Origin of the sequence: Streptosporangium sandarakinum, assembly GCF_013409935.1 — a bacterium.
GTDB lineage: Bacteria > Actinomycetota > Actinomycetes > Streptosporangiales > Streptosporangiaceae > Streptosporangium > Streptosporangium nondiastaticum.
The window spans coordinates 1,194,757-1,210,826 of sequence record NZ_JACCCO010000003.1; the positions used below are offsets into that span (position 1 = coordinate 1,194,757).

A 16,070-nucleotide genomic window follows, 5' to 3' on the forward strand; every position below is an offset into this window, starting at 1 on the left:
GGAAGGAGGTGACGCCGTGGCAGCTCGCGATGACGCCGAAGCTCGGGCCGCGCAGCGCGAACGGGAGGTCGCTGACCTCAGAACGCAGGTCTCCTTCCTGCAGGAGGAGATCACCGCGTTGCGTCGGAAGCTGACGGAGTCTCCCCGGCAGGCCAGAGTCCTCGAAGAGCGTCTCCATGAGGTGCAGGCGAATCTCGCGGCCGTCACCGGTCAGAACGAGCGTCTGGTGTCGACCCTCAAGGAGGCCAGAGACCAGATCGTCGCGCTCAAGGAGGAGGTCGACCGGTTGGCGCAGCCGCCGTCCGGGTTCGGCGTCTTCCTCGAGGCCAGAGAAGACGGCACGGTGGAGGTCTTCACCGGCGGCCGCAAGCTCCGAGTGAACGTCAGCCCCGCGGTGGACGTCGAGTCGCTCAAGCGTGGCCAGGAGGTCATGCTGAACGAGGCGCTCAACGTGGTGGAGGCCCTCGGATACGAGGAGATCGGCGAGATCGTGATGCTCAAGGAGCTCCTTGAGGACGGCCAGCGCGCGCTGGTGATCTCGCACGCCGACGAGGAACGGGTGGTGCGGCTGGCGGAGTCGCTGCTCGACCAGCCGATCCGCGCCGGCGACTCGCTGCTGATGGAATCGCGCTCCGGCTACGTCTACGAGCGCATCCCCAAGTCCGAGGTCGAGGAGCTCGTCCTGGAGGAGGTGCCCGACATCTCCTACGAGGAGATCGGCGGGCTCATGCGGCAGATCGAGCAGATCAGGGACGCCATCGAGCTTCCCTACCTGCACGCCGACCTGTTCCGCGAGCACAAGCTGCGTCCTCCCAAGGGTGTGCTGCTGTACGGCCCGCCCGGCTGCGGCAAGACCCTGATCGCCAAGGCCGTCGCCAACTCCCTGGCCAAGCAGGTCGCGGAGAAGACCGGTCAGTCCGGCAAGAGCTTCTTCCTCAACATCAAGGGACCGGAGCTCCTCAACAAGTACGTCGGCGAGACCGAGCGGCACATCCGCCTGGTCTTCCAGCGGGCCCGTGAGAAGGCGTCCGAGGGCACCCCGGTGATCGTGTTCTTCGACGAGATGGACTCGATCTTCCGGACCCGCGGCTCGGGGGTCTCCTCCGACGTCGAGAACACCATCGTTCCCCAGCTCCTCAGCGAGATCGACGGCGTCGAGGGCCTGGAGAACGTGATCGTGATCGGCGCGTCCAACCGCGAGGACATGATCGACCCGGCGATCCTGCGGCCCGGCCGCCTGGACGTCAAGATCAAGATCGAGCGGCCGGACGCCGAGGCGGCCAAGGACATCTTCTCCAAGTACCTCACCGAGGGACTGCCGCTGCACCCGGACGACATCTCCGAGCACAACGGCGACCGCACCGCGACCGTCGCCGCGATGATCCAGAGGGTCGTCGAGCGGATGTACACCGAGAGCGAGGAGAACCGCTTCCTCGAGGTGACCTACGCCAACGGCGACAAGGAGGTCCTGTACTTCAAGGACTTCAACTCCGGGGCCATGATCCAGAACATCGTGGACCGCAGCAAGAAGATGGCGATCAAGCAGTTCCTGGAGAGCGGGCAGAAGGGCCTGCGGATCCAGCACCTGCTGGCCGCCTGCGTCGACGAGTTCTCCGAGAACGAGGACCTGCCCAACACCACCAACCCCGACGACTGGGCCCGCATCTCCGGCAAGAAGGGCGAGCGGATCGTCTACATCCGCACCCTCGTGACGGGCAAGCAGGGCACCGAGGCCGGCCGGTCCATCGACACGGTGGCCAACACCGGTCAGTACCTCTAGGACCGTCGCCACACCGGCGTACGGCGAGCGCGTTCGCGGCGCGACCCCGGCGGGGGCCGCGCCGCGAGGCGTGTCCGGGCCGGTACGGCGTGTCCGGCCGTACGGCGGGCCCTGGCCTGTCGGCCGCGGTCCGGGACCGTGCGGTCCGCGGGCCGCGACGGGCCGCGACGGTGCCGGGCCGGGCGCGCGGGGCGGCCCCGGCGCACCGGCCGTCCCGTCCGTCACACAAGTGTGATCACACCACCGGGAACCCAGGTGATCCAGCGGCCGTCCAACCGACGTGCGTGATCATTCAGGCGCGGTCATCCGGTGACCGGCGCGGGGTCTCGCGGGACGGTCCGGGGGAGTGGCCGTCTCGCCGAGCTGGACCTCCTCCGTTTCGTCGCCGCCCTGGCGGTGCTCTCCTTCCACTACTTCATCGCCTTCGCCTCGGTGTGGGGCGAGCGGCCGGCGAAGCTCTTCCCCGCGATCTCGACCCTCTCGGGACTCGGCATCCTCGGCGTCGAGCTGTTCTTCATGATCAGCGGCTTCGTCATCCTGATGAGCATCTGGGGCCGCGGCCTCGGCGCGTTCGCCCTCTCCCGGCTGGTGCGGCTCTTCCCCGCCTACTGGGTCAGCGTCGCCGTCACCGCCGCCCTCTACGGCCTGACCGGCGCCACCGCCCTGGACCCCAAGCTCAGCCCCGCCGAGTACGGGGTCAACCTCACGATGCTGCAGCGGGCCTTCGGCGTCTACGACGCCACCGGCGTCTACTGGTCCCTGTGGGCCGAGCTCCGCTTCTACGTGCTCATCTCGATCCTGGTGATCGCCGGCGTGACGCTCAACCGGTGCCTGGTCTTCATGGGCGTCTGGCTGCTGGCGGCCGGTCTCCTGTCCGGCAGCGACCAGGCGTGGGTGGACCTCGTCGTGATGCCGAAGTACGCGCCGTACTTCGTCGGCGGCATGGCCTTCTTCCTGATGACCAGGTTCGGCCCCCGCCTCGTCCTGTGGTGCCTGGCCGGGATCAGCGCCGGGCTGGCCGTCAGCGCCGCCATGGAGCGGGTGGCCGGACGGATCGGGCTGGTCGGCTACGCGGCCATGCCCGTGCCCCCGTGGGCCGTGGCCGCCACCGTCATCGGCTTCTACGTGCTGATGGCGCTGGTCGCGCTCGGCCTGCTGCGCCGGCTGCGGTGGCGCGGCCTGGTCACGCTGGGCGTGCTCACCTACCCCCTGTACCTCTTCCACACCGCGGCGGCCGTGCTGATCGTCCCCGCCCTGCGCGACGTCCTCCCGCCCTGGCTGACCGCCCTGGTCACCGTCGCGGCCGCGATGGCCTTCTCCTACCTCGTGTACCGGGTGGCCGAGCGGCCGGTCCAGGAGTTCGTCAGGGCGAGGACGCGCCGGGCCGCCCCGCCGCCGGTGCCCGCCCCGCCGCCGGTCCCCGTGGCCCAGGCGTTCCCGGCCCCCGCCACCGCGCCGGCGTTCCCCGCCGCGCCGCCGGTCGCCTCCGCGGCCCCGGCTTTCCCGCCCGGCCCGCCCCCGAATCCCCGCCCGGATCCCTGGGCGACGGGTGAAAAGGCTTCGTTGCCATAACTGTCCGGCCACCGGGCATAGTGAAAGGTCTAGGGTCGGGGATATATACGGCGGAGGAGACAGTCCCGGATGAACAGAGGATGCGCATGACGGTACGGCGGGTGATGGGCATCGAGACCGAATACGGCATCTCCGTGCCCGGACAGCCGGGGGCCAACGCGATGGTGACCTCGTCCCAGGTCGTCAACGCCTACCTGGCCGCCTCCGCGGCCAGGGCCAGGCGGGCACGGTGGGACTTCGAGGAGGAGAACCCCCTCCGCGACGCGCGGGGCTTCGACCTGTCCCGCGAGATGGCCGACCAGAGTCAGCTCACCGACGAGGACCTGGGCCTGGCCAACGTGATCCTCACGAACGGCGCCCGGCTCTACGTGGACCACGCCCATCCCGAATACTCCACTCCCGAGTGCACCAACCCACGAGCCGCGGTGATCTGGGACAAGGCGGGGGAGCGGGTCATGCAGGACGCCGCGGTCCGCGCCTCGGCGATCCCCTCCAACGCTCCCATCCAGCTCTACAAGAACAACACCGACAACAAGGGCGCCTCCTACGGCTGCCACGAGAACTACCTGATGCGGCGGGCCACGCCGTTCGCCGACATCGTCCGGCACCTGACGCCGTTCTTCGTGTCCCGTCAGGTCGTCACCGGCGCCGGCCGGGTCGGCATCGGCCAGGACTCCCGTGGCGAGGGCTTCCAGATCAGCCAGCGGGCCGACTTCTTCGAGGTCGAGGTGGGCCTGGAGACCACGCTCAAGCGGCCGATCATCAACACCCGCGACGAGCCGCACGCCGACCCCGACAAGTACCGGCGCCTGCACGTCATCATCGGCGACGCCAACATGTCGGAGATCTCCACCTATCTCAAGCTCGGCTCCACCGCGCTCGTCCTCGCCATGATCGAGGACGGCTACTTCACGCGTGACCTCTCCGTGGAGAACCCCGTCCAGGCGCTGCGCGCGGTCTCCCACGACCCGACCCTCAAGTACGAGATCGCCATGCGCGACGGCCGCCGGCTGACCGCCGTCCAGCTCCAGATGGAGTACCTGGAGCTGGCGCGCAAGTACGCGGAGGAGCGCAGCGGCAACGGCGTCGACGAGGTCACCAAGGATGTCCTCGACCGCTGGGAGTCGGTCCTCACCCGCCTGGCCGAGGACCCGATGCAGCTGGCCGGCGAACTCGACTGGGTGGCCAAGCTGGAACTGCTGGAGGGCTACCGCAGCCGCGACGGCCTGGCCTGGTCCCACCCGCGCCTGCAGCTCGTCGACCTGCAGTACTCCGACATCCGTCCCGACCGCGGCCTGTACAACCGGCTGGTCGCCCGCGGGCGGATGCGGCGCCTGGTCACGGAGGAGGAGGTCCAGCGGGCCATCGAGGCTCCGCCCAGCGACACCCGGGCCTACTTCCGGGGCCGCTGCCTGAGCCAGTTCAGCGAGTCGGTCGCCGCCGCGTCCTGGGACTCGGTGATCTTCGACATCCCCGGCCGCGAGTCGCTGCAGCGCGTCCCCACCCTGGAGCCGCTGCGCGGCACCAAGGCCCACGTGGGCGAGCTGTTCGACCGCTGCCGCACCGCCGCCGACCTGGTCAGCGCCCTCACCGGCGACCGGTGAGCCCGCCGCCGCGCGGGGGCGCCCCCGCGCGGCGCGTCCGGCGGGTCAGGCCGCGCTGGTGCAGCGGACCCGGGCCAGCAGGACCGAGGCCTGCTCGGCGCTCAGCCTGGCCCGCGGGTCCTTGCGCAGCAGTCCCCGCAGCACCGGCTCCAGGGGGCCCGCCCGCCGCGGCGCCCGCGCCGGCCCGCGCAGCGCCTCCGCCAGCGCGGCCATCGAGTTGACCGTGCGGAACGGCGTCTGCCCCTCCACGGCCATGTACAGCGTCGCCCCGAACGACCACATGTCGGCCTCGCGGGTGCCGCCCCGCCCGTGCAGGGCCTCCGGCGCGAGGAACGCGGGCGTGCCCCGCATCGAGCCGCTCGCCGCCCCCTCCGGCGCGGCGAACCCGAAGTCGGCCAGCACCACCCGGTCGCCCGTCAGCATGATGTTGGCGGGCTTGATGTCCCGGTGGATCACCCCGCCGTCGTGCGCGTGCCGCAGCGCGTCCAGCAGGCGCCGTCCCATCGCCGCCACCAGGTCCGCCGGCAGCGGCCCCGCCTGCACCAGCGTGTCGTGCAGGGTCAGCGCCTCCAGGAACTCCATGACGATCCAGAGCCGCTCGGCCTCCTCGGCCAGGTTGTGCACCGTCACGATGCCCCGGTGGCTCAGCCGGGCCGCCATCCGCGCCTCGCGCACCACCCGGCGCCGCCGTTCGACCGCGTCCGGTCCCGGGGGCAGCGGGATCTCCTTGAGCGCCACCTCGCGGTCCAGAAGCATGTCATAGGCACGCCAGACGACCCCTGTCGCTCCTCGGCCGACGGGGGAGGCGAGTTTGTACCGGTTGTCGACGATGGTGCTCACCGGTCAATGATCTCAGTTTTCCACCCCCGCGGGCTAACTGGCACGCCCCCGATCTGTCAGAAAACCCGCCCAAGTTGCGAATCTACATCGTAAAGGCGGTCGGCGCAGAGAGTGAAGGTCCAGGCCGTGTGACCGGAGGGAGGCCGCGGAGGCGGGGACGGAGAACGTGCGGGACCGCTCCCGGCACGGGGCGGCGCCGGCTCCCCGGACCGGCCGCCGGAGGCCGCGGGAACGTTCCCGGGTCGGGCCGGGACGGTTTCCCGTTCCGGACAGGGGTGTCGTTGCCGAAAGAAGGGGATATTTGCCTTAAAGGGGACGAACGAGGTTCTCTGGACGGACGACAACCCCTGGGCGGTCGCCGCGGACCCCGGACAAAGATCGGGGGACGATCCGCGCGCAATGTCAGTCGCTTCGGGGAAGATAGGAAGCACAAGCGTCCCCCAGGCGGAGGTGCCACAGATGGCTAGCAAGGACACCGGCGGCCAGAAGCAGACCGGCCGGACCGAACGGGAGGCGGAGGAGACCACCTCGGTCGACACCTCCGACGTCCAGGAGCGCAACGAGAAGCTTTCGGACGACGTCGACGCGATCCTCGACGAGATCGACGAGGTCCTGGAGGAGAACGCCGAGGAGTTCGTCAGGTCGTACATCCAGAAGGGCGGGGAATAGCCGGGGTCACCCGCGTTCCCGCGGCCGGGACGGGAGCCCGTCCCGGCGACGGATCAGGAAGGGACCCGTCCTGGCGGCCGGTCCGCCGAGCCGATCCTCCGGATCCGGACTCGGCGACCGGCGGCCGGGACGGTCTCCCGGACGGGTCCGGCGCGCGGCGGCCGGGGCGGGCCCGCCCCGCCGCTCAACCGATGAGGTGGACCGTCGCGATCTCGAAGGGGCGCAGCGGCAGCCGCACCTCCCCGTCCGCGGCCTCCAGCCGCTCACCCGGCACCCCGAGCAGGTCCGCGCGGCGGGCGGCGGTGAACGCCCCCCGGATGACGGCCTCGGTGCCGCGGGGATGCTCGGCGACGAGACGCACCTCCAGTGCGCCGTCCCGCTCGCGCAGCGCCGTGAGCACCACGCCGATGCCCTCGACCTCCAGCCGCGCGCCCGCGCGGTCCAGGGCCCCCTCCGCCACCTGACCCGCGGGGCCGGCCTCCGTCCCGTCCAGGGTTCCTTCCACCGCCTGACCCGCCGGGCCGGTCTCCGTCCCGTCCAGGGTCCCCGCCGCTCCGCCGCCCACCGGATCCGCCCCCGTCCCGTTCCCGGCCGTCCCCGCGCCCCGCTCCTCCGCCCGCGCGGCCGGGCCGATGGCCGGACCGCCGCCGGGCACCGCCAGCAGGTCGTGCCGGTACTCCTCGGCCAGCCGCGGCAGCCCCGCCTCGTGCCAGGCTCCGGGGCAGGGCAGTACGGCGAAGCGCAGCACGGCCGGCCCCGGGCACTGGGCCTCGGGGGTGGCGATCTGGGGACCGGCGGGCTCGTCGCGGTAGGCGTTGCGGTTGCGTGACAGCAGCCCCACCGACCGCAGCAGGGTGAGCGCCAGTTCCCCGCCGGTCAGCTCGTACTCGGTCACCTGGTCCAGCAGGACCGCGAGTCCGCCCGCGGCGACGAAGCCCTCGGCCGGGAAGGTGGGCAGCGGCTCCTCGCCGCAGCCGCCCTCGGCGGCCGTCCCCCGGCGCGTCACCGACAGCTGCCCCTCGGCGAAGGACTCGGCGGCGCCGGGTCGCAGCGGTGCGTGCCAGCGGACCCGGTGGTCGCGGCAGCGGTTGTCGAAGGAGATCTCCAGCCGCAGGTACGGCTCGCCCGCCCTCAGCTCGGCCCTGGTGGTGACGGTGACGTCCTCGCGGGCGGCGGAGCGCCCGTCCCCCTCCTCGTGCGCGGGCCAGGCGTACTCGCGGCGGATCTCCAGCACCGACACCAGCGGCCCGGTGTGGAGGGTCTCGACCTCCACCCGGGACGGGGCGTCCACGAGGACGTCGTGGCGGGGCGGGGCATGGTTGTAGGTGTCCCCGGCGTCGCCGCCGTCCACGACGCGGCCCACCCCGTGGACCTCGGCGCCGGCGGACCGCAGCGACAGGGTGCCGTCGGGGGCGACCGTGACGCGCAGCAGGCCGTTGTCGAGGACGCCCTCGGCGGAACGCGGCACGTCTCCCGGACGCGCGGCCCCGCCCTCCGTGAACGGGTCCCGCGGGCTCCCGTCCGCGAACCGCTCCTCCGCGGACCCGGCTCCGGTGAGGACCGCCCCCGCCATCGGGTCCTCCACCGCCGGGCTCTCCCCGCCGAGGCCCCCGCCGGCCGCCGGGGTGAGCACCGTACGGCCGAACGCCTCGACGGTGACCAGCGCGGCGACGGTGACGACGGGTTCGGCGACGATGCGCACCCGCCACGGGCCGGGCCGGGTCGCGGCGGCGTCCAGGACCGCCGCGCGCAGGTCGGCGTACTCGTAGCCGGTGGCGGGGTCGCGGGCCACGACGACGGTGAAGACCCCTTCCGGGGCGTCCGCCGGAACCGCTCCGGAGCCGCCCGTGGAAGCCGGCGGCGCCCCCTCCGGGGCCTCCCCGCCCTTCTCCGGGCACGGCGCCGCGGAATCCCCGCCCACGGACCATGAGACGATCCGCTGGCCGAACAGCTCCCGGTCGTGGACCCGGCCGAGGAGCAGCGCGAGGTCGTCCATGACGGTCTCGTCGAGGAGGGTCGGGGCCAGCTCCAGCCGCTGCGCCGCCACGCGGGCCCCGCCGGGGCCGGTCAGGACCGGGCGGGACTCGGGCAGGTCGGCCAGGACGAGGCCGGTGCGCCGGAAGGGGGAGGGGTTGACGACCACGACGGCGTCGCGGGCCGTGCCGGCGGCGAGGGAGGAGGCGGCCAGGTCGACGACGGCCTGGCCGATCTGCCCGGCCTCGGCGATGCGGGCGGCGACCTGCTGGGCCGTCTCGTCGGCGCCGCAGCCGGTGATGGAGTCGTGGCCGCTGCAGGCGATGAGGCGGCGCCAGGCCAGGTCGAGCAGCCTGGCGGCGACGGTGTCGCCGGGCAGCCAGAGCGCGGCGAGCGGCTCGGCGTAGCGGGCGACGACGCGTTCGGCGCGGGCCATGAGCCTTTTCGCGGGCAGCCGCGCGGAGACGACGCCCGGCAGGATGTTGGCGCGGGCGTGGGAGCGCAGCTCGCCGTGGACGGCGGGCAGCCCGGAGACGCCGGGGTCGTGGGCGGTGACGTACTCCTCCAGGGTGGCCAGGCGCAGCCCGGCGGCGGTGATGTCCGCGGCCGGCGCGCTGTGGTCGGCGCCGTACATGGCCAGCAGCGGGCCCTCGGGGTGCCAGGGCCGCATGATCGAGGCGAAGGCGGCCAGCCGGTCGGCGAGGTCGCCCGCCGGGCCGGTGAACAGGGCGACGGCGTTGCCGTACCCGCCGGGGAGGTACTGGGTGCGGATCGCGGTGCCGTCGGCGCCGACCCAGGCGAAGGCGTCGCGCTCGACGGCGGCGGGCACCCCGCGCCACAGGCAGGCGTGCTCCAGGCCGGCCTGGCGCAGGATCTGCGGCATCTGGGCGCAGTGCCCGAACTGGTCGGGCAGGTAGCCGACGCGCATGGCGCCGCCGAGATCCTCGGCGCCGCGCATGCCGTACTCCAGGTTGCGGATGAGGGTCTCGCCGGAGCAGAGGAACTCGTCGGCGAGGATGAGCCAGGGCCCGGCGGCGAAGCGGCCCTCGGCGACCAGCCGCCGCACCTCGCCGAGCCGTTCGGGGCGGATCTCCAGGTAGTCCTCCAGGGCGGCGAGCTGGCCGTCCATGGTGAACCGGTAGGCGGGGTCGGCGGCCATGGTGTCGAGGACCTCGTCCAGCAGGCGGACCAGGCCGAGCCGGAAGCGCTGGAACGGCAGGTACCACTCGCGGTCCCAGTGGGTGTGCGGGACGACCACGATGCCGGGGGCGGCGGAGACGCCGGGGACGCCGGCGGTCTCAGGCGTCACGCTTCCCACCTCCGTACGGTGTCCGCGCGGTCGCGGTGCCAGGCGTCACGCGCCTCACCTCCGATGGTGTCCGCGCGGTCGCGATGTCAGGCGTCACGTGCCTCACCTCCGACGGACGGCCCGGCGACCGCCCGGATGATCTGCTGGGCGGCGACGATGTCGGCGAGGGCGCCGTCGAGGCCGGTGAGCGGGGGCGTGCCCTCGGTGACGAGGGCGTGGAACGCCTCCAGCTGCAGCTCGAACGCCTCGGACACGTCGCGGTGGACGGCCCTGACCTCGGCGGCTCCGTCCGGGGAGGAGGAGGTCAGGACGGTGGGGGCGTTCATCAGGTAGGGGGAGGGGAAGACCAGCTCCAGCGTGCCGTCCTCGTGGTGGACGCTGACGGTCTCCCGGTAGGCGGGGTGGCCGGGCAGGTAGTGCCAGCGCAGGCCGTAGCGGCCCCGGCGCAGCGCCCCGCTGACCTCCAAGGAGGGGCCGTCCCAGGCGGCGGCGTGGTCGACGGTGACGGGCGGGCCGCCGAACGTCCGCAGCAGCGCCAGGTCGTGGCAGAGGCTGCCGAGCACCACGCCGGCGTAGAGGGACCGGGCCGCGGCGGGGGCGTCCGGGCCGAGCGCGGCGTCCAGCGCCGCCTCGTCGGCCCGCAGCCAGGGCGCAAGCGCCTCGGGAGCGGGACGGGAGGGCCGCACGCGGGCGAAGGCGAGCTGGGCCTCGTCGGCGGGGTGCAGGACGGTGACGTCGAGGTGCCGTACGGCCCTCCCCGCCAGCAGGGCGGCGGCACGCCGCACGGCCGGGTCGTACTGCTTCATGTAGCCGACCATGAGCCGCTCATCGGCCCGCAGGGGCCCGGCCCGCAGCGCCTCGGCCTCGGCCCGGCTGTAGGCGAGGGGCTTCTCGCACAGTACGGCGAAGCCGGCCTCCAGGGCGGCGGCGACGAGGGCGCCGTGGGACCCGGCGGTGAGCACGACCAGCGCGTCGAAGCCGCCGCGGCCCAGCATCTCCAGGGGGTCGGCGTGCGGGCGGGCGCCGGTGAGGCGGCCCGTGGCCTCGGCCCGTGCCGGGTCGAGGTCGCACACGTCGGTCACCTCGAACAGGTCCCGCCGCCTGGCCAGCAGCGGCAGGTACATCACCTGGGCGGCGACGCCGAGCCCGGCGAGCGCGACCTTCACTACGTGCACAGCGCCATCACCTCGTTGCGGTACGTCTCCAGGCGGTGCGGCCCCGGCCGGGCCGGCAGGACGACCCGGTCGCCGACGACGACCCGCCGGGTGCCGGGCCCCCACAGCACGAGCCCGTCGCCGCCGACGACGAGGAAGTCGTCGCCGTGGCGCAGCAGCAGGGGGCCGTCGGGGGTGGCGGAGACGGCGGTGACGCCCTGGCGCAGCCCGTCCAGGGGGTCGCGGCCGAGCACCCAGGTGGTGGGGTCGCCGGGCGGGTGGCCCTCCTCGGGCCGGTGGTAGTCGCTGCCGCCGACCAGCACGGCCCCGGGCGACCACGCCTGCGTCCAGGCCAGCGGCGCCCCCCAGGTGCGGTCCCACCAGCTCCAGTGCCACGCCTCCACCGCCGGGGGAGGGGTGCGCATGGGGTGGCGCCACGCGCAGTCGGCGGCCACGGGATGGTTGACCGACATGATCCCGCCGCGCTCGCCGACCGTCTCGGCCCACCGGTCGGGGGATTCGCGGAAGTCGATCCAGCCGACGTCGCCGAAGACGTTGGCGTGGCCGAGGTCGGTGGTGACCTCCTGGCCGGGGACCAGGGTGATCGCGGCGTAGGTCGCGGCGGCGGGCAGCTCCGCGTGGTGGCTGACGGTGTTGTGGTCGGTGACGGCGAGGAAGTCCAGGCCGCGGTCGGCGGCCAGGCAGGCGAGCTCGGAGACGCCGAGCGAGCCGTCGGAGTGGACGGTGTGGGTGTGCAGGTCACCGGCGAGCCAGCGCAGGTCGCCGAGGGCGGGCAGGCCGCGGCGGACCGCGGCGGGGGCCCGCGGCGGCGGTGGCGGGGGCCGCAGCCCGGCGCGGGCGGGCGGCGCGACGGGCGGGGCGAGGTGCGGGATGACCGTCACCTCGTACGGCAGGCCGTCCGGCGGGACGCGGTACAGGCCCAGCAGGACGCGCCACTCGCCGGGCTCGGGCTCGCCGGGCAGGTATCCCGGGGTGGCCCAGCCGGGGGCGACGGTGTACTCCGAGCGGGCGCCGCCGGACCAGCCGCGGAACCCGGCCGGGCCCTCGCAGCCGAGGTCCAGCACACCGGCGGAGCGATCGTAGGCCAGGCGGACGGTGAAGGCGCGGGCCCCGGCGGGCAACTCGAACGGCACACCGCGGACCGGGCCGGTGACCCGGTCCGCGAGGCTCCAGCGGCCGGTCAGGCGCAGCGCCCTCATGCCCGGCCCACCAGGACGTCGTCGCGGTAGAGCAGGGCGCGGCCCGGACGGGGGACCGCCCAGGCGGTCGTGCCCAGCGCCGGTTCGCGGCCCTCGGGGACGACGGCCTGGACGAGGTGGCCGGGGCCCTCCAGGGTGACGAGGGTGGCGGTGCCGAGGTTCTCCAGGACGGCGACCTCGCCGGCGAACCCGTCGTCGCGCCGCGTGGTGGACAGGTCGGTGTACTCCGGGCGCACGCCGTACACGATCTCCCCGCCGTCCCCGCCGTCCCCGCCGTCCCCGCCGCCGGGCGGGTCCCCCGGGGCCGGCAGCACGGCGCCCGCCACGTGCAGCGCGCCGTCCCCCATCCGCCCGGGCAGCAGGTTCATCGGGGTGGAGCCGATGAAGGAGGCGACGAAGGTGGTGGCGGGGCGGTGGAACACCTCGGTGGGGGTGCCGACCTGGGCGACGCGGCCCGCGTCCATGACCGCGATCCGGTGGGCCAGGGCGAGCGCCTCGCCCTGGTCGTGGGTGACGAACACGGTGGTGACGCCGAGCTCGTCCTGCAGGCGCTTGAGGAAGGTGCGGGCCTCCAGGCGGAGCCGGGCGTCGAGGTTGGACAGCGGCTCGTCGAACAGGAACGCCCGCGGATGGCAGGCGATGGCCCGGGCGAGCGCCACCCGCTGCTGCTGGCCGCCCGACAGCTGCCCGGGGCGCCTGCCGAGCAGCTCGGTGAGGCTCAGCCGGCCGGCGACCTCGGCGGCCCTGGCCCGGCGGCGGTCGCGGGGGACCTTCCTGATCCGCAGCGGGTAGGAGATGTTGTCGGTGACGTCCATGTGGGGGAACAGGGCGTAGTCCTGGAAGACCATGGCGACGTCGCGGCGGCCGGGCGGCAGCGCGGTCACGTCGGTCCCGCCGATGACGACGCTTCCGGAGGTGGGGGTCTCCAGGCCGGCGATCGTCCGTAGCAGCGTGGTCTTGCCGCAGCCGGACGGCCCCAGCAGTGCGAAGAACTCGCCCTCGCCGATCTCCAGGTCGAGGGAGTCGAGAGCCCGGACGCCGCCGGGGAACACCTTGGTCAGGCCGTGCACGGAGATCACTGCTTGATCCCTCCATGGAAGCGGAAGCCGTACCTGCTGCTCACGAACAGGTACATCAGTACCACCGGCAGTGAGTAGAGCAGGGAGAAGGTCGAGATCAACGGCAGGTCGGGCTGGCCGCCCTCGGTGTAGAGGGTGAACAGCACGACCGCGCTGGGCGACTTGTCCGGGTCGCGCAGCAGGATGTACTGCATCAGGAAGCCGCCCCACACGCTGGCCACCGCCCACACCGCCACCGTCGCCAGGCCGGGCCGGACGAGGGGGACCACGATGTGGCGCAGGATCTGCGCCGGCGAGGCGCCGAAGACCCGCGCCGACTCCTCGTAGGAGGTGGGGGTGGCGTCCATGAAGTCCTTGAGGATGAAGATCGCCGCCGGGAGGAGGCCGCCGGAGACGACGAGGATGACGCCGAGATGGGTGTCGACCAGGCCGAGCCGGGTGGCCAGCTCGAAGATCGGCACCATCGCGGCGGTGCCGGTGACGACCGACGACAGGAGCAGCAGCACGTACAGCAGGACGTCGCGGCCGGGCACCCGGACCCGGGACAGGGCGTAGGCCGCCAGGGCGGCCAGGACGACCACGAGGACCGCCGCGCCGCCGGCCTGGATGACGGAGTTGACGATGGAGCCCGCCGCGTAGGGGTTGGCGAGGATGGCGCGGAAGTTGGCCAGCGTGAACTCCGGCACCGACACCGTGATGGAGGGGTGGGCGTCGAACGGCGCCGAGGCCAGCCAGAGCATCGGCAGCGCGAAGAAGGCGGCGACGAGGGCGAGGAAGGCGGCCGAGGAGATCCGGCCGAGCGCGTGCCGTACGGGCGCGTGGCGGACGGGTGAGCGCGGGCCGGGCGCGGGCCCGACGGGTACGGCGGAGCCGGGCGGGGTCCGGGGCTCGGAACCCCCGGCGGGTCCGGGGCGGGCATCGGGGTCCCCGGCGGGTTCGGGACTCACACGGCCACCTCCCGGCGGTTGCGCAGCAGGCGCAGGTAGGCCAGCGCGAAGACGAGGTTGATCAGGAGGATGAGGAAGGACACGGCGGCGCCGAAACCGAGCTGCCCACCGCGCAGGGCGGTGTTGTAGACGTAGAACGGCAGGATCTCCGACCGCCCCTCGGGGCCGCCCGCGGTGATCAGGAACGGCGTGAAGTCGTTGAACGTCCACAGGCTCGTCAGCAGCACGTTGGTCAGCACGTGCCCCCTGATCTGGGGCAGCACCACGTCCCGGAGCCGCTGCAGGGTGGAGGCCCCGGCCAGGCGGGCGGTCTCCAGGTGGGAGACGGGCACGTTCTCCAGCGCCGCCGAGTAGAGCATCATCGAGAACGCGGTACCCCGCCAGGTGTTGAACACGATGATCGACAGCATCGGATGGTCGAGCAGCCAGGCGGCGCCGGGGGTGCCCAGCAGGGCGTTGAGGGTCCCGCCGTCGCGGTCCAGCAGCGCGATCCACAGGAACGCCACCACCGAGCCCGGCAGGATCCACGACAGCAGCACCAGCCCCTCGACGACCCGCCGTACGGTCCCGCGCCGGCCGCGCAGCGTCCACGCCAGGGTGAAGCCGAGCCCCGCCTGCCCGATGACCGCCGAACCGAGGACGTACTGCGCGGTCAGCCAGAAGGAACTGCGGAACCGCTCGTCGCCGAGCGCGGCGGTGTAGTTGGCGGTTCCCACCACCTGCGGGTCCGCCGCCGCCAGGCCGGTCAGCCGATAGTCGGTGAGACCCAGGTAGATGGTCCACAGGGCGGGGAAGACCAGGAAGACCCCGATGAGCACCAGCGCCGGCAACGCGAACACCACCGCCCGGCTCCTCCCGAGGCCGGCCGCGTCTGTGTTCATGTTGTGTCCATGGCGACGCTTCGCGTCGCGGCTCGGGGGCTGGTGTCCGGTGTCTTCCCTCGTCACTTCGTCGCTTCGCTCCTTCGTTCCTCGGTCCAGACACCGGCGCCCCCTCGCTGTGTTCATGGCGACACTTCGTGTCGCGGCTCGGGGGGCTTGGGTCCGGTGTCTTCCCTCGTCACTTCGTCGCTTCGCTCCTTCGTTCCTCGGTCCAGACACCGGCGCCCCCTCGCTGTGTTCATGGCGACACTTCGTGTCGCGGCTCGGGGGGCTTGGGTCCGGTGTCTTCCCTCGTCACTTCGTCGCTTCGCTCCTTCGTTCCTCGGTCCAGACACCGGCGCCCCCTCGCTGTGTTCATGGCGACGCTTCGTGTCGCGGCTCGGGGGCTTGGGTCCGGTGTCTTCCCTCGTCACTTCGTCGCTTCGCTCCTTCGTTCCTCGGTCCAGACACCGGCGCCCCCTCGCTGTGTTCATGGCGACGCTTCGTGTCGCGGCTCGGGGGCTTGGGTCCGGTGTCTTCCCTCGTCACTTCGTCGCTTCGCTCCTTCGTTCCTCGGTCCAGACACCGGCGCCCCCTCGCTGTGTTCATGGCGACGCTTCGTGTCGCGGCTCGGGGGCTTGGGTCCGGTGTCTTCCCTCGTCACTTCGTCGCTTCGCTCCTTCGTTCCTCGGTCCAGACACCGGCGCCCCCTCGCGGTGTTCATGGCAACACTGCGTGTCGCGGCTCGGGGGCTTGGGTCCGGTGTCTTCCCTCGTCACTTCGTCGCTTCGCTCCTTCGTTCCTCGGTCCAGACACCGGCGCCCCCTCGCGGTGTTCATGGCAACACTGCGTGTCGCGGCTCGGGGGCTTGGGTCCGGTGTCTTCCCTCGTCACTTCGTCGCTTCGCTCCTTCGTTCCTCGGTCCAGACACCGGCGCCCCCTCGCTGTGTTCATGGCAACACTGCGTGTCGCGGCTCGGGGGCTTGGGTCCGGTGTCTTCCCTCGTCACTTCGTCGCTTCGCTCCTTCGTTCCTCGGTCCAGACACCGGCGCCCCCTCGCTG

11 protein-coding genes are annotated in these 16,070 nt (G+C 73.0%); 4 read left to right on the forward strand and 7 right to left on the reverse strand.

Annotation, left to right across the window (positions count from 1 at the left end):
* Window positions 1-16 precede the first annotated feature (16 nt).
* The 3 genes from arc to dop all read left to right on the forward strand — a co-directional run bounded on the left by arc (window position 17) and on the right by dop (window position 4,956).
* Complete coding sequence (gene arc, locus HDA43_RS31695; protein WP_179828137.1) at window positions 17-1,780, forward strand: proteasome ATPase; 1,764 nt, start codon at window positions 17-19, stop codon at window positions 1,778-1,780.
* Window positions 1,781-2,089: 309 nt separating this feature from the next.
* Complete coding sequence (locus tag HDA43_RS31700) at window positions 2,090-3,352, forward strand: acyltransferase family protein (RefSeq protein WP_179828139.1); 1,263 nt, start codon at window positions 2,090-2,092, stop codon at window positions 3,350-3,352.
* A gap of 86 nt (window positions 3,353-3,438) precedes the next feature.
* Window positions 3,439-4,956, forward strand: a complete 1,518-nt coding sequence (dop, locus tag HDA43_RS31705; RefSeq protein WP_179828141.1) for a depupylase/deamidase Dop — start codon at window positions 3,439-3,441, stop codon at window positions 4,954-4,956.
* Window positions 4,957-5,001: 45 nt separating this feature from the next.
* Here dop and HDA43_RS31710 read toward each other — a convergent pair whose 3' ends face one another.
* Window positions 5,002-5,796 (reverse strand): serine/threonine-protein kinase, encoded by a 795-nt coding sequence (locus HDA43_RS31710; RefSeq protein ID WP_179828143.1) that lies wholly within the window; start codon window positions 5,794-5,796, stop codon window positions 5,002-5,004.
* 459 nt (window positions 5,797-6,255) lie between these two features.
* Between HDA43_RS31710 and HDA43_RS31715 the strand changes: the two genes are divergently transcribed.
* Window positions 6,256-6,465, forward strand: coding sequence for a ubiquitin-like protein Pup (locus tag HDA43_RS31715; RefSeq protein ID WP_179828145.1), 210 nt, complete (start codon window positions 6,256-6,258; stop codon window positions 6,463-6,465).
* Window positions 6,466-6,649: 184 nt separating this feature from the next.
* Here the strand turns inward: HDA43_RS31715 and HDA43_RS35575 are convergent, their stop codons facing one another.
* The 6 genes from HDA43_RS35575 to HDA43_RS31745 all read right to left on the reverse strand — a co-directional run bounded on the left by HDA43_RS35575 (window position 6,650) and on the right by HDA43_RS31745 (window position 15,029).
* Complete coding sequence (locus HDA43_RS35575; RefSeq protein ID WP_312873637.1) at window positions 6,650-9,748, reverse strand: glycoside hydrolase family 38 N-terminal domain-containing protein; 3,099 nt, start codon at window positions 9,746-9,748, stop codon at window positions 6,650-6,652.
* An 86-nt stretch (window positions 9,749-9,834) separates the two neighbouring features.
* On the reverse strand, window positions 9,835-10,923 hold the full coding sequence (locus tag HDA43_RS31725; protein WP_312873638.1) for a Gfo/Idh/MocA family protein: 1,089 nt from the start codon (window positions 10,921-10,923) through the stop codon (window positions 9,835-9,837).
* Window positions 10,914-12,122, reverse strand: coding sequence for a CehA/McbA family metallohydrolase (locus HDA43_RS31730; protein WP_179828147.1), 1,209 nt, complete (start codon window positions 12,120-12,122; stop codon window positions 10,914-10,916). Before HDA43_RS31730 ends, HDA43_RS31725 begins: the two co-directional genes overlap by 10 nt.
* On the reverse strand, window positions 12,119-13,201 hold the full coding sequence (locus tag HDA43_RS31735; protein WP_179828149.1) for an ABC transporter ATP-binding protein: 1,083 nt from the start codon (window positions 13,199-13,201) through the stop codon (window positions 12,119-12,121). The genes HDA43_RS31730 and HDA43_RS31735 overlap by 4 nt, the downstream gene beginning before the upstream one ends.
* Window positions 13,198-14,148 (reverse strand): carbohydrate ABC transporter permease, encoded by a 951-nt coding sequence (locus HDA43_RS31740; protein ID WP_312873639.1) that lies wholly within the window; start codon window positions 14,146-14,148, stop codon window positions 13,198-13,200. The genes HDA43_RS31735 and HDA43_RS31740 overlap by 4 nt, the downstream gene beginning before the upstream one ends.
* On the reverse strand, window positions 14,145-15,029 hold the full coding sequence (locus HDA43_RS31745) for a carbohydrate ABC transporter permease (protein ID WP_179828151.1): 885 nt from the start codon (window positions 15,027-15,029) through the stop codon (window positions 14,145-14,147). Before HDA43_RS31745 ends, HDA43_RS31740 begins: the two co-directional genes overlap by 4 nt.
* Window positions 15,030-16,070 lie beyond the last annotated feature (1,041 nt).